The following is a 21,604-nucleotide window of genomic DNA, read 5'->3' on the forward strand; positions in this document are numbered from 1 at the left end:
CGGTATAGCCTTCTTTTTCTCGCTTTTGGAAAGGGTTGGAAGGGTCTGGCGCTTTGGCCATCTATCACCTCAGGCTCAAGGTGATTTCCCGGTCTCTGGGCAGAGCTGCCCGGCCGGGTGGAGCAACGCGCAAGTCGGCCGTGGCGGCGGCCGCCTATCGCTCGGGGGAGAGGCTATACGATTCTCTGCAAGGGAAATGGTTTGCCTTCGAGCGGGACGATGTCTTCCACAACGAGATACTTGCCCCGGCCGGTGCCCCGGATTGGGTATTTAACCGGCAAATGCTGTGGAACACCGTCGAGCGCTGCGAGAAGCGGTGCGACGCCCAGCTGGCGCGCGAGATCGAAATTACCCTCCCCCGCGAGTTGACGCGGGAGCAGTGCATCACCCTGGTCCGCGAATTCGTCAATGAAAATTACGTGCGGAAGGGCATGGTGGCGGATATCGGCATTCATTGCCCCAGCGCCTCGGACGGGCAGGAACAGCCGCACGCGCATGTGATGCTCACCCTGCGCCGGCTGGACCCGACCACGCCGTCCGGGTTCGCCAAACAGAAATCTCGCGAATGGAATGAGGACCCGGACATCGCCAGGGCGGTGGCCGAGGCGCGCAAGCGGTTCAACAACACCGGCCTTGAGACGGACAAGCTGGCGCTCGATGCCGTCGAGGCCCAGCGCAATGTGAATCAATGGCGGAAGGCTTGGGCCGATACCGCCAACAAGGCCCTGCGCGAGGTCGGCTCCACCGCGCGGATCGACCACCGGACGCTGGAAGCGCAGGGCATTTTCCGTCCGCCGCTGACGCATATCGGCCTCGCCCGCCATATCGAAAATGCCTATGCCTATCTGCGCGATCGCATCACGCAATGGGTCGCGGTCAAGAAGCGCGCCATGATCTGGCGCGAGGCGCAGCACTATAAGAACCGCGACCCGACCAAGCTCGCCGAACTCGTGCTGCGCCTCTCCGAGATGGCCGAGGACTTCGCCGCCGGCCATCGCCACCCACCGCCAAACATTCCGGAGGTATCGCTTGACCGCTAGAGATTTCGACAGGACCGCGAACGCCGTCGCCACCCAGACCTTCGCCGAACGGCTCGGCCGCGGCCAGCCGTTGCCGCCATCGCCGGCAGCGGTGGAACAGCCTGCCCGCCACGACGCGTATCGCGCCTATGGCGCGATGGCGGCCGAGGGCATTGCCGAGACCTGCGATATTCAAGGGTGGATGGAGAATACGACCATCGCGCAGGGCACGGAGGTTCAATATCGTTTCCTGATGCGCACCGACTACGTCGGCGAGGAACAGATCAAGCTGTTCCTGCCCGACTGCATCGTCGTCATCGACGGCGCGCACTTGCGCGACCTGCGCAAGAAGCTCGCGCGGCGTCAGGTCACCTTCGTGCAGCAATACTCACCGTGCATTTGGCAGAGCACACCGCCCAAAGGAGAGGCGATAGTAGAGAGGATTTCTATTGTGAGGCCCGGGCCTATCACCCTCTAGACCGTTGGGCTCAGACCTTGGACAGGATGGTTGGGCTCAGACCTTGGACAGGATGAGAGCCATCACTTCCAAGTCATTCCCTCTTTGATCCTTTGTCCTTACCCAATTTAGTTCGCTCAGAATAACTATCGGGACGGCCATTAAAAATGTCGGCTAGTCGTTCCGCGCCGTCTTCCAAGATTTGCAATCTTCGATCGAAATGCTCCTTCTCAACTTTGAGCCTTCCATGCAAAGGTACCCGGCCAGGTGGTGATGCATCATCCGATGGAGCCATAAAATGACTGAGGAAATGGATGTTGAAACGAAAGAAATTGTAAATGTCGAAATAAAGGAAATCGATATCGAATTAAAAAGCGGTGTCTTATCTGAACCGCACGATAACATAAGAACGCGAATTATTCTATTGCTATCTGCAATTCTTCTTCTAGTGCTTTCGGTTGGCATCGATATATTGCTAAAAAACAATGGCGATAACCCGTATTTGTGGACAGCGGCCGCACTTCTGAACAGCATCATCGGGGTAACAGGGGTCGGCGTTACTTTAAGCGTGCTTGAAAGATATGGGATTCTTCGCCCGATCGAGAATGACATTCGAACCCAACTCTCTGCCCTCGGCCAGAGAACTGACTCGCTTGTCAAATGGATAAAACGGATAAGCGCTGAGTCAAAACAGACATACGAAGAGTCCTTAGATCAGCTATCCCGTCATGACCAATTCCAGACGGCCGCTATCGACCACGGCTTCTTCGGTATTCTGGGTATACCCCGCCCTCGGGGAGTTAAGGGTCCATCCCTAAGCACCGTCTTCATTGAGGCGGTTCGAGCCGCTAAGCCGGGCTCGACGGTGTACTACATGAATACTTTTGCCGAAGCGACGGAAACGGTTGGATTGGAAATTTCGGAGGCACTAGCCGAAGGGGCAAACGTAAAAATGCTCCTTATGCACCCAACGGACCCTAGCCTGCTCCATCGATTCCGTGAGTTACCCGAGAATTACGGAACACCTGAGTCTTTCACCGAGCGGGTGATGGTCGATGCCAAAGATTTCTGGCAGAGGGCTCAGAAAACAAGTGACAGAACAGCGGGAGGAAAGCTGGAAGTGCGATTTTATGAGAACACAGTGAATTACCCGATTGTTGCCGTAGGTCGCGAGCTCGTCGCTGAAAAAGACGGGAAAAGAAAACTTGAATACGAGGTCGTCTACACTGGCTTCTACGGCTCGTATTCATCTGAACGCATGCCATACGTCGAGTGGCGAAAAGGGAGGGAGCCGCTGTTCGATAAATTCATGACAATTTTTCACGCCAAATGGAAAGACGCGCGAACAGAGATATAGATCGCTTCACCAATTTATTAACGCCGCACAGTATTCTGGCAGGGCAGCATAAGCATATGCCAGCGCCGACTTTTGGCGCGGCATCACCACGCACACGGTCACAACTACGTCGCGGCTAGCCGCCTCCCCGCGTCGCGGACGACCCTGGCACGACCGGCGAAAGAGTATCCCCACGATGCCAATCAAAACCGCCAATACAACAACGCCACTGGCGATATTGCCGTCCGGCGTTTTGGGAGCAGCAAGTAACAGAAAGCCTCCGCCGCCCAGGCCCACGACGCCTCCAAGGACGCGCCACGACGGAACAAAGCGACGGAGCGACGCGCCCGGCGCACTGCCCTCCATCGCCTGCCACTCGCGTTTCCACCGACTGAACTTCGTGAGCTGATCGCTGGCCTTGAAGGCGTAGGAAGCGGTCAGGAGCGCGACGAAGGCAAGCGTTCCCGAGCCCTGCATGGCCCACCAGACATAGATGAGATATGCGGTCAGGATTGCGAGCGCGAGAACGCTCAGCGGATTTCCGAAGAGGTAGACGACGGGTCCGGGGCGCTTCATTGGACGAATCTCGTGAAAAGATAATTGCGGCGGCTGTCCTGAAAGGACTTGCCCGCCTGAAACCACACCGCCGTCACGTTGTTGCCGTTCGCGGGCCCGCCGGTCCTGAGCACGCGCGAGAACGCGCCGGGCTCCAGCTCGTAGTCCATGGTCTCGCTGAAGCCGCCGCTGACGCTCTGGCCGCGATTGAGGCCACGGTTGCGGCCGGTGCTCTCGCCGCCGCCTGCGTTGCTGCCGATGCTTGAGCTGGTCGAGTAGCCGCCGTGGCTGTCACGGGACGACCCGGCGCTGGAATTCGTGCCCCAGCTCATGTTCTCACCCTCGTTCATGCCGTAGGAACGGCCGGTCGAGCTGCCCTCGCTGTAATTGGCGCGGCGCTGGATGACGCGCCCGATGGTGTCGGCGGCCCAGCGGTTGGTTTCCGGGTCGGCATTGTTATGGAAGATCTTGGTCACGAAGTTGGCGAGCAGCATGTCGGCCTTGTGCTTAGCCTGCTCGCCGCCGATTTTGGCGTAGTAGGTCGGCAGCGACTGCGTGAGGTAGACCGTGCAGGCCCGGCTGCCCCGGCAGGTCGATTGAAAGTCGGTGTCGAACGAATTGACGAAATACTGGCTCTCATCCGCCCACAGGAATACGGGCCGCTCGCGATGCTTCGGCTCCAGCGCGTTGCGCGACAGCACGGCGCGCTGCCACATGTACTTGAATAGCTGCTGGCCGATAATGCCGTCCTCGTTCCAGGTCAGCGCCGACATATCCATGATGATGACCGCGCCGTGAAAGGTCAGCTCGGGCACGAGCGTCGTATCGGTGCAGAAAGCTGTATGAAGCCGGCCGCGTGTGAAGCGGTCGAGCGCGGTGGAGACCGAGATGGCGATATTGCTGCGGGTCTTCGGGTCGAGCTGGGCGAACTCGTCGTGCCAGTAGCTGCCGATCTTGTCCAAGTCCTGCCGGCTCAGGCGCACGACAGGGTTCTTCTCGGCCGCCAGCATGGTGGCGAACATGAAGGATGAGCCCTGCCATGCGGGGCTATGCGCCTGCTCGAGACTCATCGGGGCGGAGGCGATGAAGCGGGTAATGTCGCCCATGCGCACGGTGCCGGTGGCGGCATAGAGCGGCGGGATCGTGTTGCGCAGCAACTGGCGCATGGCGTCGTCCCAGAACTGCTGGCCCTGGCCGGCGCTGGGATGCGATAGCCGCGCGGCTTCAAGAATGCGCATCAGGCATTCGACGACGCTGCCGATGCCCGCCGGCCCCTGGCGGGCCAGCTCATAGGCGATGAAGTTGAAGCGTCCCCCGCCGCGCTGGCCAAAGAGCATGGCCGATTCGGCCCTGCCGTTCTCGGCGGCGTAGCGGCACCATTGCTCGACCTCCTCCGGCTTGGCGCAAAGGACCAGCCCGCCCATGCCGGCGCGCAAAAATGCCGCGGCGAGCGCTTTCCCCGAACCGGAGGTCTTGCCGGAGCCGATGCCGCCGAAGACATGCACGCCCTGACAGGCGTCGCGAATCGTAAATTTATCCTTCGCCGACAGCTGCAGGAGCGGCGCGTCCAGATCGCTGACAAAGGTCATTTCAAGTCCCCGGATAAGTCATCGAAATACAGATTCGATGAAATATTGAATTCACGGCGGGAACTAAAGTTCCGTGCCGTTCGTAATATTCGCGACTGCGGTCCGCAGCGAGGGACAGATGAGCAGCGAGACGAAAAACCCGTCGGGGCCGACCGGCCTCGCGGAATTCCTATTCGGCGAATTCCGCCAGGCACTTCAGGACATTCGGCAGAAACTTGTCGAAGAGGGCTGGTTCGGCCGGGCCGTCAGCGCCGCGCCGGTCGTTGAAATGGACCGGGGGCCGCCCGCCGACCAACTCGGATCGCTCGGCGACCGCCGCCCATCCTTTGAAGAGATGTGGACCCCGCGCGAGCCGAACGCGCGCGACCGCCATGAACGCGGCCTTGATATCGACCGGTAGGAAAGGAAACGACCCGATGATCACCCCGGCACACTCGCAAATCATCCTCGGGATGCTCTCGACGGCGGCGCACCTGGCGACCCAAAGCCGCGATGTCGCGACCAGCCGCCACCAGCTCCACGAATCGACGGCGCGGCTGGCGCATGAGCGCGGGTTGTTCGAGGCGAGGGCCGAGGTCATGAAGGGCCTGATCGACGCGCTGATCGACAAGCGTGTCTCGGCCGTCCGGAGCGGCTTCAGCGAAGTGCTGCAGCTCTATGCCGAGCAGGCGACGCGATACCTCGACCAGCAGGGCGCGGTCTCGCGCGAGATGCTGCGCCAGGACGATCCGCTGGCGCGCTCGGAATACCGGTGGCGGCTCAACGAGGTGGACACGGAGCTACGCCGCATCCGCAGCGACGCCCGGCAAATCTACCGGCAAATGACGGAGATCGTCTTTCTTCTCGACGGAAGCAACCTGATTCTGGACGGGCGCTGTGTAAACGCCCTAGCAATTTGAGGAGGCACACGTGATCGACATCGAAGAGGTCCACCAGGCCATCAAGCGGATTCGAAACGGTGTCGGGCTGCTGCTCATGGTCGCCTGGGTCGTCTACTGGTGGCACAGCATTTCGGCGGCGGAACAGGCCGCACTCGCCGCCTTGCCGCAGGCGAGCGGCCTGATCGGCGTCGCGCAGTCATGGTGGGACAGGGGCGGGATCGAATCCGGCTACGGATTCGAGAAGTTCGTCTGCCTGATCACCGCGCCGTTCATGTTCATTCCGGCCCACTATTTCGCGCGCTGGTACATGGCGCAAAAGCTGACCTCGGAATTCCGCCGGGCGGACGCCCTGCAGCGCAGCCGCGAGCAAGCACAGGCGCAGGGGCTTGAGACCATGCGCCGGACCTCCGAGCGCGAAGCCGATGCCACGCAGGCAGCCAATCGGCGGCATGAGCTGGTGACGCGCATCGGCGATGTCGATTCCCAGCTGCTGATCTACGAGGGCGAGCAGGACCAGGATCGGCGTACCCGTATGCTCCTGAACCTCACCCAGTACATCTATGAGCTTCACGCGAAATATCCCGGCGAGAGTCTGCAGGGGCTGCTCTCCACCGACCCGACATTGGCGCAGATGACGCAGAACACGCTCGCGCACATGCGGACGCTGGGCCTGCAATCCAGAAATTTCTACACCGTGCTGAGCGGATTTGTGCCGGTGCAGTCGGAGCCGGAAGGGGAGCGGCCGGCATTGGTCGCGCTGGCCAGCTAGAGTAGTGGTCGCCGCGTATCGGAGCGACGTCCGTCCTCAGCTATCCCACTTTCGCCAAAGGCGACGCGCGAACGCGGTCTCTTCGCGCCCGACCGCCTGCTGGTAGATGGCGGTGGTCTCCAGCTTCGCATGGCCGAGCCAGCGCTGCGTGGTCGCCATCGGCACGTTCTCCTCGGCATTGGCGACGCCGAAGCCGTGGCGTAGCCCCTTCGGCATGGCCTGGGACCCGGTGACGCCGGCAGCGTCCATCACTTTCTTGATGCGGCGCCAGGCGGTTTGGCGGCACCACGGCCACACACGGCCGTCGCCTTGCGTTGCGGCCGTGTGCGCCTTGAGCGCGAGCAAGAGCTCGCGCGGAATGGGAACGGCGCGAAATGCGAGCTTTCGCCGTTTGAGCGAGCGAAAAACGACACGGCCGGTATCGGCGTCGAGCCGGTCTGCGGTCAATGCCAGCGCTTCACTGACGCGGCATCCCGAATAGGCGATCAGGGAGCACAGCAACCGCGTCGATTCATCGGACTGCGCCGCCGCCGCGAGGAACCGCGATAGCTCCCTGGCGCAAAGATATTTGCGTCCGCCATGCGCGTCGTAAAGCTCTAAGAGCGCGGGCATGAAGCGCCCCGCCGGAGGAATGCACCATTTCGGGGAATAGTGTTGCAAGACGGGTCCGGGCGGAAAGGCGCGCCGGGCCTCACGAAGTACAGATTTTCGCGGGCGCCTTCCGCGCCGATGTTCCTGCAAGAGATCATGCATCCACACCTGGAAGAAAGCCGCGCTTTGCGCAACGGAATTCCCCGTAGTGTTAAAAATTCCTCGCTTTTGACTTGGGTGAGGACCGCGACATGGCAAATGTCTACGAAGCAAAGCACAGCAACGGCCAGACCTATACAGTGACGACCAGTCACCACCACGACGATCACACGGCCGAGAATTTCAAGAAGCTCCTGGGCGACATCGTCAAGCAGAGCGCCGGAGGCGTCGTCAGCGGGACGATCCTGCATTTCGTGTTCAAGGGCCGTCGGTAGCCGAGTATGCACGCGACTCCCTCGAAGGCGCGGCGGCTCCTGGCCGCCGCGCTGCTGGCCGGATTCGGTCTTAGCGCTCCAGCAACGGCCGGCAGAACCGACGATGCTGCCGCCCACGCCAACAGGCTGGCTTACGACGCGACGCTCAAATGCGCCGTCGCCAACGGTCTCGCCAGTGACGATCACCATGACGCGGGTGACGCCGCCAAGGCCGACGAGTACCGGACGAAAGCGCGGCGATCCTTCGACCTTGCGTACAAGATCGGCGCCAAGCTCGGCCTGGCGGATGGGCAAATCGCCCGCGACCTGGAATTCGCCCAGGACTCCGAGCTGCCCCGGATGATGCGCGACCGGTCGTACTATTTAAGCACGGCCGCGACCTGCAAGGCGGTGGGACTGATGTAAGCTATCGGGGCGGTAGCGCGGCCGCCCGACCGCTTGCCGAAGTGTCGCGTGCGGCGACGCCAGGGCCGGTGCCGTCCTGATCGGCGAGCGTGATCCCGTTCGCACGGATGCCCGCGAGTAGCTCGGGCGAAACGACAGCCACCGGCTTGGCCGCATCGACGGCCGTTGACGCTGCCCGCGCCGTCTTTTCCTCTGTCCGCCCGGCGATGGCGCCTTGGAGGCTGTCCCGTTTGGCGTACAGATCGTCCTCCCATTTCTTGTACGCCGGGCTCCTCGTCGCTCCGTGCGCCCCAGCGTCGTGCAACTGGTCGATGGAGAGCTGGACGGCACGAAGGTTTCCTTCCGGGGAATTCTCCGCCCTGGCCCTCTCGATAGCTTGCTGCCGCTCAGCCTCGCGATGTCGGTATTCTTCTTCATCCTGCGCCGACGCGAAGGTCAGGTAGGAATCGAAGATGCGACGCTTGTAGTAGTCGTCCATGAAGCCGGTCGTGGCGTTGCGCGCCGCCTCGCTGGCGGCAGTCAACGTCATGCTCGCCGTCTGTTCGGTGGTCGCGCCCTGGACAGCCGTCGTCGCGGTACGCGCCGCTGACGTATAAGCGTGAGCGTCCGCTACGGCGGACGCCAGGGCCGCGCGAAGGACGGTCACGTCCTTCGCGCTTGAGACCAATTGGTCTCGCAAACGGCTCAGTTGGAGAAGCTTAGCGCCACCAAGCGCCAGCGTGTCGGCATGAAGATGCTGCGTATCAGCGCTGCGAAGTTCGTCGAGCTGCGCGGAAAGAGCGCGCTGGGCTGCGTCAAGATCGCCAAGCATATCGGCGGACAGCGCATCGTTGCTGTTCGCACTCGATGCAGACTGACGCGATAAATCTGTAGGCTGAAATGCGATAACAACTCCGCTCTACTCAAATTATCGCAAACGGCAATTAAGAAGTCGTTAACTTTCGCGCAAGCGGCTGATTTCTCGAAAAGAGAACCAACCGCGCGAAAGAGGGGCGGCCGAAGCCGCCCCGTCTCCGTCAGAACAGGCTCAGCTGACGCGAGGCAAAATCTCGCTTCTTCCATGAGGCCGTTGCGGCTTCGGCTGCAAGCCACGCGCGGACGTAGGCGACCGGGCCACCGGCGCTATCGACATACACGTCGCTGATAAAGTGCGAGCGGTAGCCGGTATCGGTGAGGGGAATGACAGCTCCCTTCGGGCTCAATACCCGGATCTCAAGGTGAGCGATGCCGTCCTTCATTCCCATCCAGTTTCGCTCGTAGGAGATTTCGAGCGAGACGTCGGTCCATAGCAGCTTTCCCTTTGTGACGCCGCGCTTCCTCGGCTTGGCGGCTGGTTTGACGGAATTGCGCTTGGCAGCTTTGCGCAGCGGCTTGCGAGAGGAGCGGGAGGTCATTGCTGACCTCCCTCGGTACCTTCGCGGATGATGCGCATGACGATGCGGCCTTGCAGCGGCACGGCATCGCAGGCGAGCGAGAAGCCCAGGCCATCCTTGTGAACCCAAGCGGCCCCGATGGGAGTCCAGCTTGCTGCGTCGCCTTCCCCGATGACTCGGTAGAGCCGATGCGTGGGCTTTCGGCCCGGCAGCTTCGGTTGGTTTGCAGATTTAGCCATGATGGTCTCCTTCCAATTCCGCCACGGACCATTCCGCGGCTTCATGGGGAGCCAAGGGAGCGGGCCATTCGAGCCGGCGGTCACACCTCACGCCGTGCCCGAAGGGAGCGGAGCTGCACGGACTCGGCGAAGCGCAGTGAAGACGGGGGAGGAAGCGAGCTAGGTTGATCGGCGGCGGGCCCGCGCCAAAACGCTCACTAATAAGAAGCAGCGATGTTCACGTATGGCGCCGGGAGGAGCCGTTGGCGTTCGCCCAACCGAACGGGCTGCAACGCAGCTATCGGCTTGCGGCACATGGGAACACGCCAGCAGGCAGGCACGGGGTTCGATTCACAACGGTTCTGGCGTCCTCGCGTATTCGGTCGCCATCGCAGGGCCTGGCTCGATCGGTAGCGCCTTCGTCGGCCGGGGCCGGCAAGTGCAAGCACTCCTCCACTTACATTGCGGTCGCAAGCGATGCGGCTGCCCCCTGCGGCGCAATTCCTCTTCGCATGGCCGCGATGGTCGCGAGCCGGAAACGAAGGAGGACTTATGGAACCACTGACGAAAATCGAACTAAGGACCTGCAAATGGCTGGGCGTGCTGGCCTTCGCCTGCGCGGTGACGGCAGAATTGCTCGATCTCGCGCAAGGCCCGAATGGACAACGCGCAACCTTCGCTGCTCGCGAACGGCTCCGCCGCGCCGGACGACTGGCCAAAAACAGCGCCTCTCAATGGAGGCGCCAATGAAGCTCGCGAAATTCACGCTGCTGCTTGCTGCTGTCGCTCAGCTGATCGCGGCGCTGGCTGAACTCATCGATGCGGTAAAGGGTGGCCCTTGAGCGCCACCTAGAACGAGAATTGGGAGGTGGTGACAACTACAAATACTGCTATCACTAAGGCCGGAAGGGGAGATGAAATGGCCCGGGTTCGCGTCGTTGAAATACACCATTTCCGAGGGATCAAATCTCTTCGGTGGCTTCCGTCTGCCGGTATCAACTGCTTGATCGGTCCGGGCGATAGCGGCAAAACTACCGTGCTTGACGCCATCGATCTTTGCCTCGGCGCGCGCCGGAACGTGCAGTTCACGGATGCTGACTTTCATGCGCTCGACATTTCAGCGCCGATCTCGATCTCGGTTACAATTGGAGAGCTTGAGGAAGGCCTCAAGGAGCTCGATGGATACGGGCTATACCTTCGCAGCTTCGATGACAGGAATGGCGCAATCGAGGATGAACCTGAGAAAGACGGCGAGACTGTTCTGACAATCAACCTCTCCGTATCAACCGATCTTGAGCCAGTATGGACGCTGAGGTCCGAACGCGCTGCCGCGCAGGGCGTCACGAGAAATTTGAGTTGGGCGGATCGCGTTCGGCTAGCTCCGACCCGCATCGGGGCATTTGCGGACAACAATCTGAGCTGGCGGCGTGGCTCGGTGCTGAATCTTCTTTCGGAAGAGCGGCCCGACGCGTCGGCAGCCTTGGTCAAGGCAGCAAGAGATGCCCGCGCGGCTTTCGGCGATCAGGCCGAAGAACAGTTGGGCGAAACACTCGACATAGTCGCGAAGACAGCAAAAGAGCTTGGTATCCCCTTCGGCAAGGCACTGAAGGCACTGCTTGACACACATTCCGTCTCGTTCAGCGGAGGCACGATTTCCCTCCATGACGAGCAAGGTGTGCCTTTGCGCGGCCTCGGCCTGGGCTCAGTACGGCTGCTGACGGCTGCGCTGCAGCGCAAGGCGTCCAAGCAAGCAACCATCGTTCTTGTCGATGAACTTGAGCATGGGTTGGAGCCGCACCGAATCATGCGGCTCCTCAGCTCGCTGGGTGCGAAGGAGAAGGCGCCCCCGCTTCAGGCGTTCGTCACCACCCACTCCCCCGTTGCGGTTCGGGAGCTCACCGGCGACCAGCTCTTTGTCATCCGGCGGACTGCGGATACGCATGTCGTTCTTCCTGTCGGAACGAGCGATGACATTCAAAGCACCGTGCGTCTCTATCCCGAGGCTTTCTTGGCATCAACCGTTGTAGTTTGCGAAGGAGCCAGCGAGGTGGGACTTCTGCGAGGCTTGGATTTGTTTCGCATAAGCAGAGGCTACCAATCGCTCGGCGCCATGGGAGTCGCGCTTGTGGACGGAAACGGCATCACCAAGGTCTATCCGCGGGCACTTGCATTTCTTGCGCTCGGTTATCGCGTTATGTTGCTTCGCGACAGCGACGTGCTGCCTAAGCCGGAAGAGGAAAGTCTACTGACTCACGCTGGAGGGAAGCTCCAGTGTTGGCGCATTCCGCGCTGCCTTGAAGATGAACTGTTTGCTAGCTTGAGCTTGCAGGCCGTGGCTTTGCTGCTGAATCGCGCCATTGAAGTCCATGGCGAATCCCTAGTGGACGACCATATCAAATCCGCATCGGGCGGAGCTGCGGCCTTGGCGGCGTACCGTGTTGGGTTGAATGACAATGCACGTTCCACCTTGGCCAGGGCGTCGTGTTCCAAAAAAGCTGGTTGGTTCAAATCGGTCACATGGATGGAATCGGCTGCTTGCGACATCGTTGGGCCGGCGCTCGAAACCGCTTCCGACCAAGGCTTCTCGAAGTTTCTCTACGATATGTTCATGTGGCTGGAAAATGGCTGACCCTGAGTTTGATCTCCTGGCCATTGAGAGAGGTACTATTTCCGCGCCGGCTGGGTGCGGTAAGACGCATCTAATCGCCCAGGCTCTGATGCGCGCGTCCGTTGCCAAGCCAATCTTAGTGTTGACTCATACCAATGCGGGCGTGGCAGCGCTACGCGGGCGTTTGGAAGGCGCGAATGTCAATCCGCGATCTTACCGCCTTTCCACCATTGATGGCTGGGCGATGCGATTAGTTTCGACATTCCCGGCGCGCAGCGGCGCCGCGCCGAACTGTTTGACGCTTGCGAACCCCAAGACGGACTATCCGAACATTCGCAATGCCGCGTTCGGCTTGCTCAAATCTGGGCATATCCGCGACGTCATTCATGCCAGCTATTCTCGACTCCTCGTTGATGAGTATCAGGACTGCTCCCTTCATCAGCATGGCATCGTCTATTGCACCGCAGCGACTCTGCCGAGCTGCCTATTGGGCGACCCGATGCAGGGAATTTTTGGATTTCAAGGCCGTCTCGTTGATTGGGCAACGGACGTCTGTGCGCATTTCCCGCTGGTCGGAGAGCTGACCACGCCCTGGCGATGGAAGAACGCCGGAACAGAGTCTTTCGGTCAGTGGCTGCTCAACGTGAGAAAAAAACTCTTAGCGCGGGAGGCAATCGATTTGCGTACCGCGCCGAGCAATGTGACGTGGGTTCATCTCGATGGTACGGAAAACCGCAAACGTCAGCTTAAGGCTGCCGCGACGCGCGCGCCGGATGAGGGAGGCAGCGTTCTGATTATTGGCGATGCAATAAACCCAGCCGGTCAACGCGAGTTCGCCAGCCAAACGCCTGGCGCTGTGACGGTTGAAAGTGTCGATCTTCGCGACCTCGTAACCTTTGCCGAGAAATTCGACCTCTCACAGCCGGACGCGGTCAATCACGTTATCGACTTCGCGCAAAGCGTCATGACGAACGTCGGCGCCGCAGAAATGATCCGACGCGTGGATTCTCTTAGACGCGGAACTGCGCGCAAAGCGGCCAGCGAGGCGGAGCAGGCCGCGCTCGACTTCACAACAAGTCCCTCGCATACCTCGGCTGGTGCACTTCTAGCGGAGATTGGTCGCCAAGGCGGCGTACGAGCCCATCGCCCGGGCGTGCTGCAGGCTTGCTTGCGCACTCTGCGATCCTGCAAGGAGGGTGAGCCGAACGCCCTCTACGAGGCAGCCATTCGCGTCCGGGAGCAGAACCGCGCACTCGGCCGTTCGCTTCCGCGCCGTGCTGTCGGCAGTACGCTGCTGCTTAAAGGGCTCGAAGCCGAAGTCGCAGTCATCCTGAACGCGGATGCTCTCGATGCGCACAACTTGTACGTGGCAATGACGCGCAGCTCGAAAGCGCTTGTCGTCTGCTCTTCGAATCCTATTCTTCAACCGAGATAGGTTGAGAGAAGAAAAGCCCTCGCTTCCGCCCATCCCAGTGGCCGGCGGCCGATGGGCGGGCGCTGCGGAAGACGCCGGCAGGCGGGCCGCGTCGAGGCTCGACGCGCCTTTCTCCGCCCGCCGTCTTGGCGCCAGGACGGCTAAGTTCGCCAGCGGCGCGCCGTCATGGCGCGGAGCCGCCAACTGCCGGCGCAGCGAAGCTCGCTGCTTGTTTTCCCGGCGTCGTGCAGGCCCCGAAAGGGTAACGAAGATCAGGCGTGAGTTCGTGGCGGCGTCGGCCTACGGCGGATCGCCAGCGCACGGGCCGCTTTGGCATCGGCATCCTTGCGGCTGCTTTTCCTGCTGCGCGCTTTCTTTGCGGGTTTCGTTTTCTTGCCGGCATCGGCTTCCGCATTGCCATCGGCATCCTGCGCCGGATCGACCGGGTCCCAGCTGCCGATGCCCTGCAGCACGCGGTCGGCGTGCTTGATCGTGTTCACGTGGCCGTAGTGCTCCTCGATCATCTTGACCGAAGTGCCCATCTGCTCGGCCAGGAAATACACATCGACACCTTCGCTCAGGCGAAGCGTGGCGTAGGTATGGCGGAAGCAATAGGTCGAGCGCGGAATGCCCTGCGGGCCGTCGCGCAGCTCGGCGTATTCGAGCATTGCGTCGATGAGGTGCTTGTAGAGCGATTTGTCTGACTTGCCACTGAGCGTCGAGAACACCGGATCGGCAGGGCCGACAGCCTTGCTCAGCTTGCGGACGCGTTCGAGATAGCCATGGACACTGGCCGGCGCGACCAGCTTGCGCGACTTGCCTTTACCGGTCACGAACAGCACCACGAGATCACGCCCTTCACGGTCCCTGGCGGCGGTGATATCCCGCCAGCGTAGATTGCGTGCCTCGGGCGGCCGCATTCCGGTGTTGCACATGATCAGCATGAAATTATAGGCGATCTCGCGATACCAAGCTGAGCGCGCGTCGGAGGCCTCCGTGATCCACTTGCGCGCCTTGGTATGCAGGCGGCGATATTCCTCCAGCGTGAACTCGTCGCGCCTGAGCTTCTTGAGGTTCAGCCTGCCTTCGAAGCGCTTTTCGGCGGACACATAACGCTTGCGCTGCGCATAGGCCATGACTGCGCCGAAGATCGACATCTCGAACCCGATGGTGGCGTCGCTGACGATGATCCAGGGCTGGTCCTTGCCCTTGGCGGTTGCATTGACCTTGGGAAACTTGCGCCGGTCGATCTTGGCGCGGCGCGCCTTCTCGCGCGCCGCGTCGGCGGCGTCGGCCAGCTTCCTGGACCGCTCGACCTCGTCATCGGTGCGCTCCCGGGTGAAGCCGGGGCGCGCCATGCGGCCTTCGCCATAGGCGCGCCGCCAGTTGGGGTAGTTCTCCCAGCGGTCGGAGCCGATGAGGTTGATCTGAATGGAGCCGACATAGGCGTTGAGCTTGCTTTCGATGACCGAGCGCATACGCTTCACGCGCTCATAGGTGATCTGTCCGGCCTTGGCCCGCAGCTCCTCCTCGGCCAGGAAGTCCTTGGCGATCTGGCGGAAGGGCCGGTTGAACAGCGGCATGTCGTGCTTGATGGCGACGCGCAGCTCGATTTCCTGCTCTCCCGCCATGCGGCGCGCGTCTTCGATGTAAGGCGTCTTGAGGGAGACCGTCTTGTAGCGGTCCTGCTTCGGCAGCCGCATCCGGCAGTACCAGTTGTCGTGACCGACATCGGCGCGCCGGAAGATTACGACGCCGCGCTTCACCTCCTCCGTGTCCATCATGAACGCCATGACGCCTCCATCCCTGTGCAGATTCCGTGCAGGTTTCCCGCTGTAAGTACTTGATAAGCCGTGCTGTGTCGGGTTTGTGTAGCTATTTTATACCAGAAATAGTTGTTTACTTCTAGTTATTTAGCTATTTATTGTCATCCCCGGCCGAGCGATGCGTTAGCATCGCGAGGGGAAGGGGACCCAGGCGGTAAACACCGTGACGGTATTTGCCGCCTGGGTCCCCTTCCCTCGCTTCGCTCGCCGGGGATGACAGCGGAGTTTTCGAGGATGAGATGCGAAGAGATCAAAGAACACCTGCCGGCGCCATCCATCGCCTGACGCTCGACAGCACAGTCCTCAAGGCCAACATGCTGGGCGACCCCACCCGGCGCGAGATCGACGTCTACGTCCCGCACGGCCATGACGGTCGGGGCCTGCCGCTCCTGGTCGACGTCGTCGGCTTCACTGCCGGCGGACCGGTCCATGTCAACTGGAAGAATTTCGGCGAGAACCTTCCCGAGCGCCTCGACCGCCTGATCGCGGCGGGCGCCATGCCGCCCTGCGTCGTCGCCTTTCCGGACTGCTTCACCAAGCTGGGCGGCAACCAGTATGTGAACTCCATCGCCATGGGCCGCTGGGACGATTTCCTGCTGCAGGAAGCCGCGCCGTTCGTCGAAAGTGAATTCGGCTGCGGCGGCAACGGCCGGCGCGGCCTGTTCGGCAAGTCGAGCGGCGGCTATGGCGCGATGGTGCATGCCCTGCTCCATCCCGATTTCTGGAGCGCCGCCGCGGTCCATTCCGGCGACATGGGTTTCCAGCTGCTCTACGGCCACGAATTCGTGCCGGTGCTGCGCGAACTGACCAAGCTCGGCTTCGACACGGGCGCCTGGGTCGACAAATTCTGGGAGGCGAAGAAGACCAGGGACAGCGACGTCCACATCCTCATGATCCTCGCCCAGGCCGCGAGCTTCGACCCCGATCCGGCGGCGCGTTACGGCCTGCGCCTGCCCGTCACGCACGACACCTGCGAAGTCATTCCGGAACGCTGGGCCAACTGGCTCAAATGGGATCCGCTGACGCTGGTCGAGCAGCATGGCCCGGGCCTGAAGAAGCTCAAGGCGCTCTACATCGATTGCGGCGACGTCGATCAGTACAACCTCGTCTATGGCGCGCGTCGGATGCACAAGCGGCTGGACGCGATGGGCGTGGCGCACACCTACGAAGAGTTTCCCGACAATCACTCCTCGGTGGACTACCGGATGGATGTGAGCCTGCCGATATTGGCGAAGGCGTTGGCGACATAGCATCGCTTGTCATCCCCGGCTGAGCGATGCGTCAGCATCGCGAAGGGAAGGGGACCCAGGCAGCAAATACGGTGACGGTGGTGGGCGCCTGGGTCCCCTTCCCCTCACGCCCCTGCGCGGCGTTCGGCCGGGGATGACAGCGGAGTTACAACCCCTCGATCATCTTCAGCCACGTATCCTCGTCGATCACCTGAACGGCGTGCCTCTCGGCCTCTTTCAGCTTCGAGCCCGCGCCCGGTCCGGCGACCACCAGGTCGGTCTTCGCCGAGACCGAGCCCGAGACCTTGGCGCCCAGCGACTCCGCCCGTGCCTTCGCCTCCTGCCGCGTCATCTTCTCCAGGCTGCCGGTGAACACCACCGTCTTGCCGGCGACCGGTGAGCCGTCGATCTTGCGCGCCGCCAGCGGCACGACTTCGACCTCTTTCAACAGGTGATCGACCAGCTTCCTGTTGTGCGGCTCGTCGAAGAAATCCTTGATCGCTTCGGCCAGCACATCGCCGACGCCGTCGATCTCCATCAGCTCGGCCTGGGCGTTCTCGCCCTCCATCGCCGCGATGAAGGCCTCGATGGTCGGATAGTTGCGCGCGATGAGGCGCGCATTGGTCTCGCCGACATGGCGGATGCCGAGCGCGTTGACGAAGCGGTCGAAGGCGATGCTGCGCCGCGCCTCGATCGCCGCGACGAGGTTCTCCACCAGCTTGCTGTCCTCGGCATCCGCCTCCTTCTTGCTCTTCTTGACCTCGTCCTTGCCGTCCTTGGCACGGCGCTCCGCCGACAGTTCGGCGCGACGCTCGGCCAGGGCACGATTCAGCACGTCGGGCTTCTTCGCCAGCCGGAAGACGTCGGCCGGCTCCTTCAGCAGCCCCTTCTCGAACAGCGTCTCGATATAGACGCCGCCGAAGCCTTCGATGTCGAAGGCCTGGCGCGACACGAAGTGGCGCAGCCGCTCGACGGCCTGGGCGGGGCAGATCAGCCCGCCGGTGCAGCGCCGGTCGACGTCTTCCTTGCCGGTCTTCTCGTCGACCTCGCGCACCGCATGGCTGCCGCAGGCCGGGCATTTGTGGGGAAACTGGTAAGGCTTGGCGCTGCGCTTGCGCTTCTCCTCGACCACCCGCACCACCTGCGGGATCACGTCGCCGGCGCGCTGGATGATTACCGTGTCGCCGATCCGCGCATCGAGCCGCGCGATCTCGTCTTCGTTGTGCAGGGTGGCGTTCTGCACCACCACGCCGCCGACCGTGACGGGCCTCAGCTTGGCGACCGGCGCCAGCTTGCCGGTGCGCCCGACCTGGATGTCGATGTCTTCGAGCACGGTCTCGGCCTGCTCGGCGGCGAATTTGTGGGCGATGGCCCAGCGCGGCGAGCGCGAGACGAAGCCGAGGCGATCCTGCAGGGCCAGGCTGTCGACCTTGTAGACCACGCCGTCGATGTCGTAGCCGAGCGCGGCGCGCTTGTGCCCGATGTCCTCGTAGAACTTCAGCACGCCTTCGACGCTGTCGACCCGCTTGATCAGCGGATTGACGTGGAAGCCGAAGGCCTCGAACGCCTTCAGCATGCCCCATTGCGTGTCGGCCGGCAGCGCGCTCGCCTCGCCCCAGGTATAGGCGAAGAAATGCAGGTTGCGCGACGCGGTGATCGCCGGGTCGAGCTGGCGCACCGAGCCGGCGGCGGAGTTGCGCGGATTGGCGTAGGTCGGCTTGCCGTCCTCCTCCTGCCGCTTGTTGAGCGCCGCGAATTCGCGATGGCTCATATAGACCTCGCCGCGCACCTCCAGCACCTTGGGCGCCTTGCCGTGGAGGCGCAGCGGGATGTCCTTGACGGTCTTGAGGTTGGCGGTGATGTCCTCGCCTTCCGTGCCGTCGCCGCGCGTCGCGCCCTGCACGAAAACGCCGTTCTCGTAGCGCAACGTGGCCGACAGGCCGTCGATCTTCGGCTCCGCCGTGAAGACCAGCGGATCGTCCTCCTTCATGCCCAGGAAGCGCCGCACCCGCACCGCGAACTCCTGCACGTCTTCGTCGCTGAACGCGTTGTCGAGCGACAGCATCGGCCTGGCATGCACGACCTTGGCGAACTTCGCCGACACCGCGGCGCCAACGCGATGCGACGGGCTGTCGGCGCGGACCAGCAAGGGAAAGCGCGCCTCTATTTCCGTGTTGCGCCGGCGCAGCGCGTCGTAGTCGGCATCGCTGATCGTCGGCGCATCTTCGGCGTGATAACGCCGGTCATGCTCGGCGATCTCGACTGCCAGCCGGTCGAGCTCCTTGGCCGCCTCGGCCGAGGTCAGCTTGTCGACGCCTTTCCTGCTCATGCCCGCTTGCGCTTCTTCGGCGCCAACGCGGGCGTGCGCGCTTCGGCCAGCAGGCGCCGCGCCGCCGCGCGCGCCTCCTCCGTCACCACGGCGCCGGACAGCATCCGCGCCACTTCTTCCAGCCGCGCTTCGTCGTCAAGCAGCACGACCTTGGTCTTGTCGCCGGAGCGGATGATGCGGAAATGCCGTTCGGCCCGCGCCGCGACCTGCGGCGCGTGCGTCACCAGCAGGACCTGCGTGGTCTGCGCCAGGCGCTGCAGCCGCTCGCCCACCGCATCGGCCACCGCACCGCCGACCCCGCGATCCACTTCGTCGAACACCAGCGCCGCCGGCGGCGTCGCCTCGGCCAGCGCCACTTTCAGCGCCAGCGAGAAGCGCGCCAGCTCGCCGCCCGACGCGATCTTGGCCAGCGAGCCGAAGGCCGCGCCGTCCACCGTCGCGACTTCCAGCGCGACGCGCTCCAGACCGCCGGCCGTGCCGGCATCCTCGTCGAGCGCTTCGAGGGCGACGCGAAACTTCGCATGGCCGAGCTTGAGCGGCGCCAGCTCGGCCGCGACGGCGGCCTCCAGCCGCCGCGCCGCCTCGGCCCGCGACTTGGACAGCCTGCGCGCCGCCGCCAGATAGGCCGTGCGTGCCGCGGCCAGCGCGGCCTCGGCGGTCTTGATCTGGGTGCCGCTGCCGCTCAGCGTGTCGCGCTTGAAGCGGAAATCCGCCGCCAGCTTCGGCAGCGCATCGGGCTGTACGCCGTATTTGCGGGCAGCGGCGCGCAGATCGTGGATGCGATCCTCGACCGTCTCGAGCTGGCCGGGTTCGATGTCGAGACGGGCCTGCAGGATCTCGAGCTCACGCCGGGCTTCCTCGATGGCGTTGTAGGCCTGGTCCAGCGCTTGCTCGGCCGAGGCGGCGGCCTTGCGCGCCTCCTCGTTCATCCGCGACAGACGCTTCAGGGCGCCGGAGATGGAATTGGCGGCGCCGCGGTCGCCGGCCAGCAGGTCGGCCGCGGCGTTCACATCCTCTGCAATGCGGGTCGCATTCATCAGCAGCGCGCGCTCGGAGGCCAGACGCGGCTCTTCGCCCTCTTCCGCGCCCAGCTCGGTGAGCTCCTCGGCGGCATGGCGCACGAAATCGGCATCGGCCGCCGCCGCGGCCGCCTCGGCCTTGAGATCGGCAAGCGCCTTGCGCGCGCCATCGAACCCGGCGAAAGCCAGCGCCGTCTCGCGCAGCAGCACGTCATGGCCGGCAAAGGTGTCGAGCAGGCCGCGATGCGTCGCCACGTCGAACAGGCCGCGATCGTCGGCCTGGCCATGGACCTCCAGCAGCGCGCCACCGATATCGCGCAGCAGCGCCACGCCGACGGGCTCGTCGTTCACGAAGGCGCGGGTGCGGCCGTCCTGCCCCAAGGTCCGGCGCAGAACAATTTCGCTCTCGGCGGGAATGGCCTGTTCGGCCAGCAGCGCGAAGGCGCCATTGGATTTGAGCGGTTCGAACACTGCGGTCGCTGAGCCCTGGGTTGCGCCGGGACGCACCGCCGCCCGTCCGCCGCCGCGCCCGCCGGCCGCCAAGCCCAACGCGTCGAGCAGGATCGACTTGCCCGCGCCGGTCTCGCCCGTGAGCACATTGAGGCCCGGCGCGAATTCCAGCGCCGCGCTTTCGATCAGAACGATGTCCCGGACAGTGAGCGTCGCGAGCATCGGCTCAGCCTTAGAGAATCCGCCCGAAAGTCTTGCTCAGCCAGGAGCCTTCGTCCATCTCCGGCTGCATGCCGTGTTCGGTCAGGAGCTTGTAGGCGTCCTGGTACCACGGGCTGCCGGGATAGTTGGCGCCCAGCACCGCCGCCGCCGATTTCGCCTCATTATAGAGTCCGAGCGCGTAATAGGCCTCGGTCAGGCGTTCCAGCGCCTCGGCGATCTGCGACGTCTTCTGATACTGCTCCACCACGACGCGGAAGCGGTTGATGGCACCGATATAATCCTGCGAACGCAGGTAGTAGCGGCCGACCGCCATCTCCTTGCCGGCCAGATGATCGAGCGTCAGGTCGATCTTCAGGGTCGCGTCGCGGGCATATTCGGTGTCGGGAAAGCGCTGCACGACGTCCTGCAGCGCGGTCAGCGCGTCTTCGGTGTTGGACTGGTCGCGGCCGACGTCGACAATCTGCTCATAGAGCGAGATCGCCTTGAGGTAGAAGGCGTAAGCCACTTCCTTGCTGCCCGGATGGAGCTGGATGTAGGAATCGGCGCTTGAAATGGCTTCGGTGTAGTGGTTGGCCTTGTAGTAGCAATAGGCCGACATCAGCATCGCGCGGCGGGCCCAGATCGAATAGGGATGCTGGCGCTCGACCTCGTCGAACTGCTTGCCGGCCCCGACCCAGTCTTCCTGCCGGATTTTCTTCCAGGCGTCGTTGTAGATCTGGTCGACCGGGCGCTCGACATATTCCGGCGGCTTGTCCGCATCGGCGCCCCGGCCGGTGAGGCTGTTGAGCGTGTCGCAGCCGGACAGGCCGGCGCCCGCCACGGCAAGCAGCAGGGCCAGACCCACATTGCGGGCAGGTTTGAGAACTCGAAGCGCCATCGA

Annotated in this window: 22 protein-coding genes; 12 read left to right on the plus strand and 10 right to left on the minus strand. The window is 62.9% G+C overall.

The window, feature by feature from the left end; all coding sequences use genetic code 11:
- Positions 1-53: 53 nt before the first annotated feature.
- The 3 genes from mobQ to WDM91_09980 all read left to right on the plus strand — a co-directional run bounded on the left by mobQ (position 54) and on the right by WDM91_09980 (position 2,833).
- Positions 54-1,040 (plus strand): MobQ family relaxase, encoded by a 987-nt coding sequence (gene mobQ / locus WDM91_09970; protein MEI9994909.1) that lies wholly within the window; start codon positions 54-56, stop codon positions 1,038-1,040.
- Entirely contained in the window at positions 1,030-1,497 is a 468-nt protein-coding gene (locus WDM91_09975; GenBank protein MEI9994910.1) for a hypothetical protein, read from the plus strand. The genes mobQ and WDM91_09975 overlap by 11 nt, the downstream gene beginning before the upstream one ends.
- Positions 1,498-1,774: 277 nt before the next feature.
- Positions 1,775-2,833, plus strand: coding sequence for a hypothetical protein (locus WDM91_09980; protein MEI9994911.1), 1,059 nt, complete (start codon positions 1,775-1,777; stop codon positions 2,831-2,833).
- A 6-nt stretch (positions 2,834-2,839) separates the two neighbouring features.
- On the opposite strand, the gene WDM91_09985 is transcribed toward WDM91_09980, so the two are convergent.
- Both WDM91_09985 and WDM91_09990 read right to left on the minus strand, forming a co-directional pair.
- Entirely contained in the window at positions 2,840-3,388 is a 549-nt protein-coding gene (locus WDM91_09985) for a hypothetical protein (protein ID MEI9994912.1), read from the minus strand.
- Complete coding sequence (locus WDM91_09990; protein MEI9994913.1) at positions 3,385-4,956, minus strand: TraM recognition domain-containing protein; 1,572 nt, start codon at positions 4,954-4,956, stop codon at positions 3,385-3,387. The genes WDM91_09985 and WDM91_09990 overlap by 4 nt, the downstream gene beginning before the upstream one ends.
- A gap of 118 nt (positions 4,957-5,074) precedes the next feature.
- Between WDM91_09990 and WDM91_09995 the strand changes: the two genes are divergently transcribed.
- From WDM91_09995 to WDM91_10005, 3 genes are read left to right on the plus strand one after another with little or no spacing between them, the layout of a single operon-like run.
- Positions 5,075-5,356, plus strand: coding sequence for a hypothetical protein (locus tag WDM91_09995; GenBank protein MEI9994914.1), 282 nt, complete (start codon positions 5,075-5,077; stop codon positions 5,354-5,356).
- A 16-nt stretch (positions 5,357-5,372) separates the two neighbouring features.
- Entirely contained in the window at positions 5,373-5,855 is a 483-nt protein-coding gene (locus WDM91_10000; GenBank protein ID MEI9994915.1) for a hypothetical protein, read from the plus strand.
- Positions 5,856-5,865: 10 nt separating this feature from the next.
- Positions 5,866-6,606, plus strand: a complete 741-nt coding sequence (locus WDM91_10005; protein MEI9994916.1) for a hypothetical protein — start codon at positions 5,866-5,868, stop codon at positions 6,604-6,606.
- A 36-nt stretch (positions 6,607-6,642) separates the two neighbouring features.
- On the opposite strand, the gene WDM91_10010 is transcribed toward WDM91_10005, so the two are convergent.
- Positions 6,643-7,359 carry a tyrosine-type recombinase/integrase gene (locus WDM91_10010; GenBank protein MEI9994917.1) on the minus strand — a complete coding sequence of 239 codons (717 nt, stop codon included), beginning with the start codon at positions 7,357-7,359 and terminating at the stop codon, positions 6,643-6,645.
- Between the two features lie 89 nt (positions 7,360-7,448).
- On the opposite strand from WDM91_10010, the gene WDM91_10015 reads away from it, so the two are divergent.
- Positions 7,449-7,631 carry a hypothetical protein gene (locus WDM91_10015; GenBank protein ID MEI9994918.1) on the plus strand — a complete coding sequence of 61 codons (183 nt, stop codon included), beginning with the start codon at positions 7,449-7,451 and terminating at the stop codon, positions 7,629-7,631.
- 6 nt (positions 7,632-7,637) lie between these two features.
- Positions 7,638-8,036: a hypothetical protein gene (locus tag WDM91_10020; protein ID MEI9994919.1), complete on the plus strand. Its 399-nt coding sequence runs from the start codon at positions 7,638-7,640 to the stop codon at positions 8,034-8,036.
- 1 nt (position 8,037) lies between these two features.
- Here WDM91_10020 and WDM91_10025 read toward each other — a convergent pair whose 3' ends face one another.
- From WDM91_10025 to WDM91_10035, 3 genes are all read right to left on the minus strand, one after another.
- Positions 8,038-8,847 carry a hypothetical protein gene (locus tag WDM91_10025; protein ID MEI9994920.1) on the minus strand — a complete coding sequence of 270 codons (810 nt, stop codon included), beginning with the start codon at positions 8,845-8,847 and terminating at the stop codon, positions 8,038-8,040.
- Positions 8,848-9,052: 205 nt separating this feature from the next.
- Positions 9,053-9,430 (minus strand): hypothetical protein, encoded by a 378-nt coding sequence (locus WDM91_10030; protein MEI9994921.1) that lies wholly within the window; start codon positions 9,428-9,430, stop codon positions 9,053-9,055.
- Positions 9,427-9,648 carry a hypothetical protein gene (locus WDM91_10035; protein ID MEI9994922.1) on the minus strand — a complete coding sequence of 74 codons (222 nt, stop codon included), beginning with the start codon at positions 9,646-9,648 and terminating at the stop codon, positions 9,427-9,429. Before WDM91_10035 ends, WDM91_10030 begins: the two co-directional genes overlap by 4 nt.
- Before the next feature lie 531 nt (positions 9,649-10,179).
- Between WDM91_10035 and WDM91_10040 the strand changes: the two genes are divergently transcribed.
- The 3 genes from WDM91_10040 (at position 10,180) to WDM91_10050 (ending at position 13,670) form a co-directional block, all read left to right on the plus strand.
- Entirely contained in the window at positions 10,180-10,377 is a 198-nt protein-coding gene (locus WDM91_10040) for a hypothetical protein (GenBank protein ID MEI9994923.1), read from the plus strand.
- A gap of 169 nt (positions 10,378-10,546) precedes the next feature.
- Positions 10,547-12,256, plus strand: coding sequence for an AAA family ATPase (locus tag WDM91_10045; protein ID MEI9994924.1), 1,710 nt, complete (start codon positions 10,547-10,549; stop codon positions 12,254-12,256).
- Positions 12,249-13,670: a UvrD-helicase domain-containing protein gene (locus WDM91_10050; protein MEI9994925.1), complete on the plus strand. Its 1,422-nt coding sequence runs from the start codon at positions 12,249-12,251 to the stop codon at positions 13,668-13,670. The genes WDM91_10045 and WDM91_10050 overlap by 8 nt, the downstream gene beginning before the upstream one ends.
- 251 nt (positions 13,671-13,921) lie before the next feature.
- Here the strand turns inward: WDM91_10050 and WDM91_10055 are convergent, their stop codons facing one another.
- Positions 13,922-15,442 carry a site-specific integrase gene (locus tag WDM91_10055; GenBank protein MEI9994926.1) on the minus strand — a complete coding sequence of 507 codons (1,521 nt, stop codon included), beginning with the start codon at positions 15,440-15,442 and terminating at the stop codon, positions 13,922-13,924.
- Between the two features lie 272 nt (positions 15,443-15,714).
- Here WDM91_10055 and WDM91_10060 point away from each other — a divergent pair, with 272 nt between their 5' ends.
- Positions 15,715-16,725, plus strand: a complete 1,011-nt coding sequence (locus WDM91_10060; GenBank protein ID MEI9994927.1) for an alpha/beta hydrolase-fold protein — start codon at positions 15,715-15,717, stop codon at positions 16,723-16,725.
- Positions 16,726-16,870: 145 nt separating this feature from the next.
- On the opposite strand, the gene ligA is transcribed toward WDM91_10060, so the two are convergent.
- The 3 genes from ligA to WDM91_10075 are packed head-to-tail and all read right to left on the minus strand — an operon-like array spanning position 16,871 to position 21,601.
- Positions 16,871-19,033 carry an NAD-dependent DNA ligase LigA gene (gene ligA, locus WDM91_10065; GenBank protein ID MEI9994928.1) on the minus strand — a complete coding sequence of 721 codons (2,163 nt, stop codon included), beginning with the start codon at positions 19,031-19,033 and terminating at the stop codon, positions 16,871-16,873.
- Complete coding sequence (locus WDM91_10070; protein ID MEI9994929.1) at positions 19,030-20,724, minus strand: DNA repair protein RecN; 1,695 nt, start codon at positions 20,722-20,724, stop codon at positions 19,030-19,032. The genes ligA and WDM91_10070 overlap by 4 nt, the downstream gene beginning before the upstream one ends.
- A 10-nt stretch (positions 20,725-20,734) precedes the next feature.
- Entirely contained in the window at positions 20,735-21,601 is an 867-nt protein-coding gene (locus WDM91_10075; GenBank protein MEI9994930.1) for an outer membrane protein assembly factor BamD, read from the minus strand.
- Positions 21,602-21,604: the final 3 nt, after the last annotated feature.

The sequence above is a fragment of the Rhizomicrobium sp. genome (assembly GCA_037200385.1).
In the GTDB taxonomy this organism is placed as follows: Bacteria; Pseudomonadota; Alphaproteobacteria; order Micropepsales; family Micropepsaceae; genus Rhizomicrobium.

Coding starts and splice junctions, on each gene's coding strand:
- WDM91_09990 (MEI9994913.1), bottom strand. CDS start 4,956: ATGACCTTTGTCAGCGATCTGGACGCGCCGCTCCTGCAGCTGTCGGCG.
- WDM91_10055 (MEI9994926.1), bottom strand. CDS start 15,442: ATGGCGTTCATGATGGACACGGAGGAGGTGAAGCGCGGCGTCGTAATC.
- WDM91_10075 (MEI9994930.1), bottom strand. CDS start 21,601: ATGGCGCTTCGAGTTCTCAAACCTGCCCGCAATGTGGGTCTGGCCCTG.
- WDM91_09980 (MEI9994911.1), top strand. CDS start 1,775: ATGACTGAGGAAATGGATGTTGAAACGAAAGAAATTGTAAATGTCGAA.
- WDM91_10020 (MEI9994919.1), top strand. CDS start 7,638: ATGCACGCGACTCCCTCGAAGGCGCGGCGGCTCCTGGCCGCCGCGCTG.
- ligA (MEI9994928.1), bottom strand. CDS start 19,033: ATGAGCAGGAAAGGCGTCGACAAGCTGACCTCGGCCGAGGCGGCCAAG.
- WDM91_10060 (MEI9994927.1), top strand. CDS start 15,715: ATGCGAAGAGATCAAAGAACACCTGCCGGCGCCATCCATCGCCTGACG.
- WDM91_09985 (MEI9994912.1), bottom strand. CDS start 3,388: ATGAAGCGCCCCGGACCCGTCGTCTACCTCTTCGGAAATCCGCTGAGC.
- WDM91_10000 (MEI9994915.1), top strand. CDS start 5,373: ATGATCACCCCGGCACACTCGCAAATCATCCTCGGGATGCTCTCGACG.
- WDM91_10070 (MEI9994929.1), bottom strand. CDS start 20,724: ATGCTCGCGACGCTCACTGTCCGGGACATCGTTCTGATCGAAAGCGCG.
- WDM91_10035 (MEI9994922.1), bottom strand. CDS start 9,648: ATGGCTAAATCTGCAAACCAACCGAAGCTGCCGGGCCGAAAGCCCACG.
- WDM91_10040 (MEI9994923.1), top strand. CDS start 10,180: ATGGAACCACTGACGAAAATCGAACTAAGGACCTGCAAATGGCTGGGC.
- WDM91_10030 (MEI9994921.1), bottom strand. CDS start 9,430: ATGACCTCCCGCTCCTCTCGCAAGCCGCTGCGCAAAGCTGCCAAGCGC.
- WDM91_10015 (MEI9994918.1), top strand. CDS start 7,449: ATGGCAAATGTCTACGAAGCAAAGCACAGCAACGGCCAGACCTATACA.
- WDM91_10010 (MEI9994917.1), bottom strand. CDS start 7,359: ATGCATGATCTCTTGCAGGAACATCGGCGCGGAAGGCGCCCGCGAAAA.
- WDM91_10050 (MEI9994925.1), top strand. CDS start 12,249: ATGGCTGACCCTGAGTTTGATCTCCTGGCCATTGAGAGAGGTACTATT.
- WDM91_10045 (MEI9994924.1), top strand. CDS start 10,547: ATGGCCCGGGTTCGCGTCGTTGAAATACACCATTTCCGAGGGATCAAA.
- WDM91_10025 (MEI9994920.1), bottom strand. CDS start 8,847: ATGCTTGGCGATCTTGACGCAGCCCAGCGCGCTCTTTCCGCGCAGCTC.
- WDM91_09995 (MEI9994914.1), top strand. CDS start 5,075: ATGAGCAGCGAGACGAAAAACCCGTCGGGGCCGACCGGCCTCGCGGAA.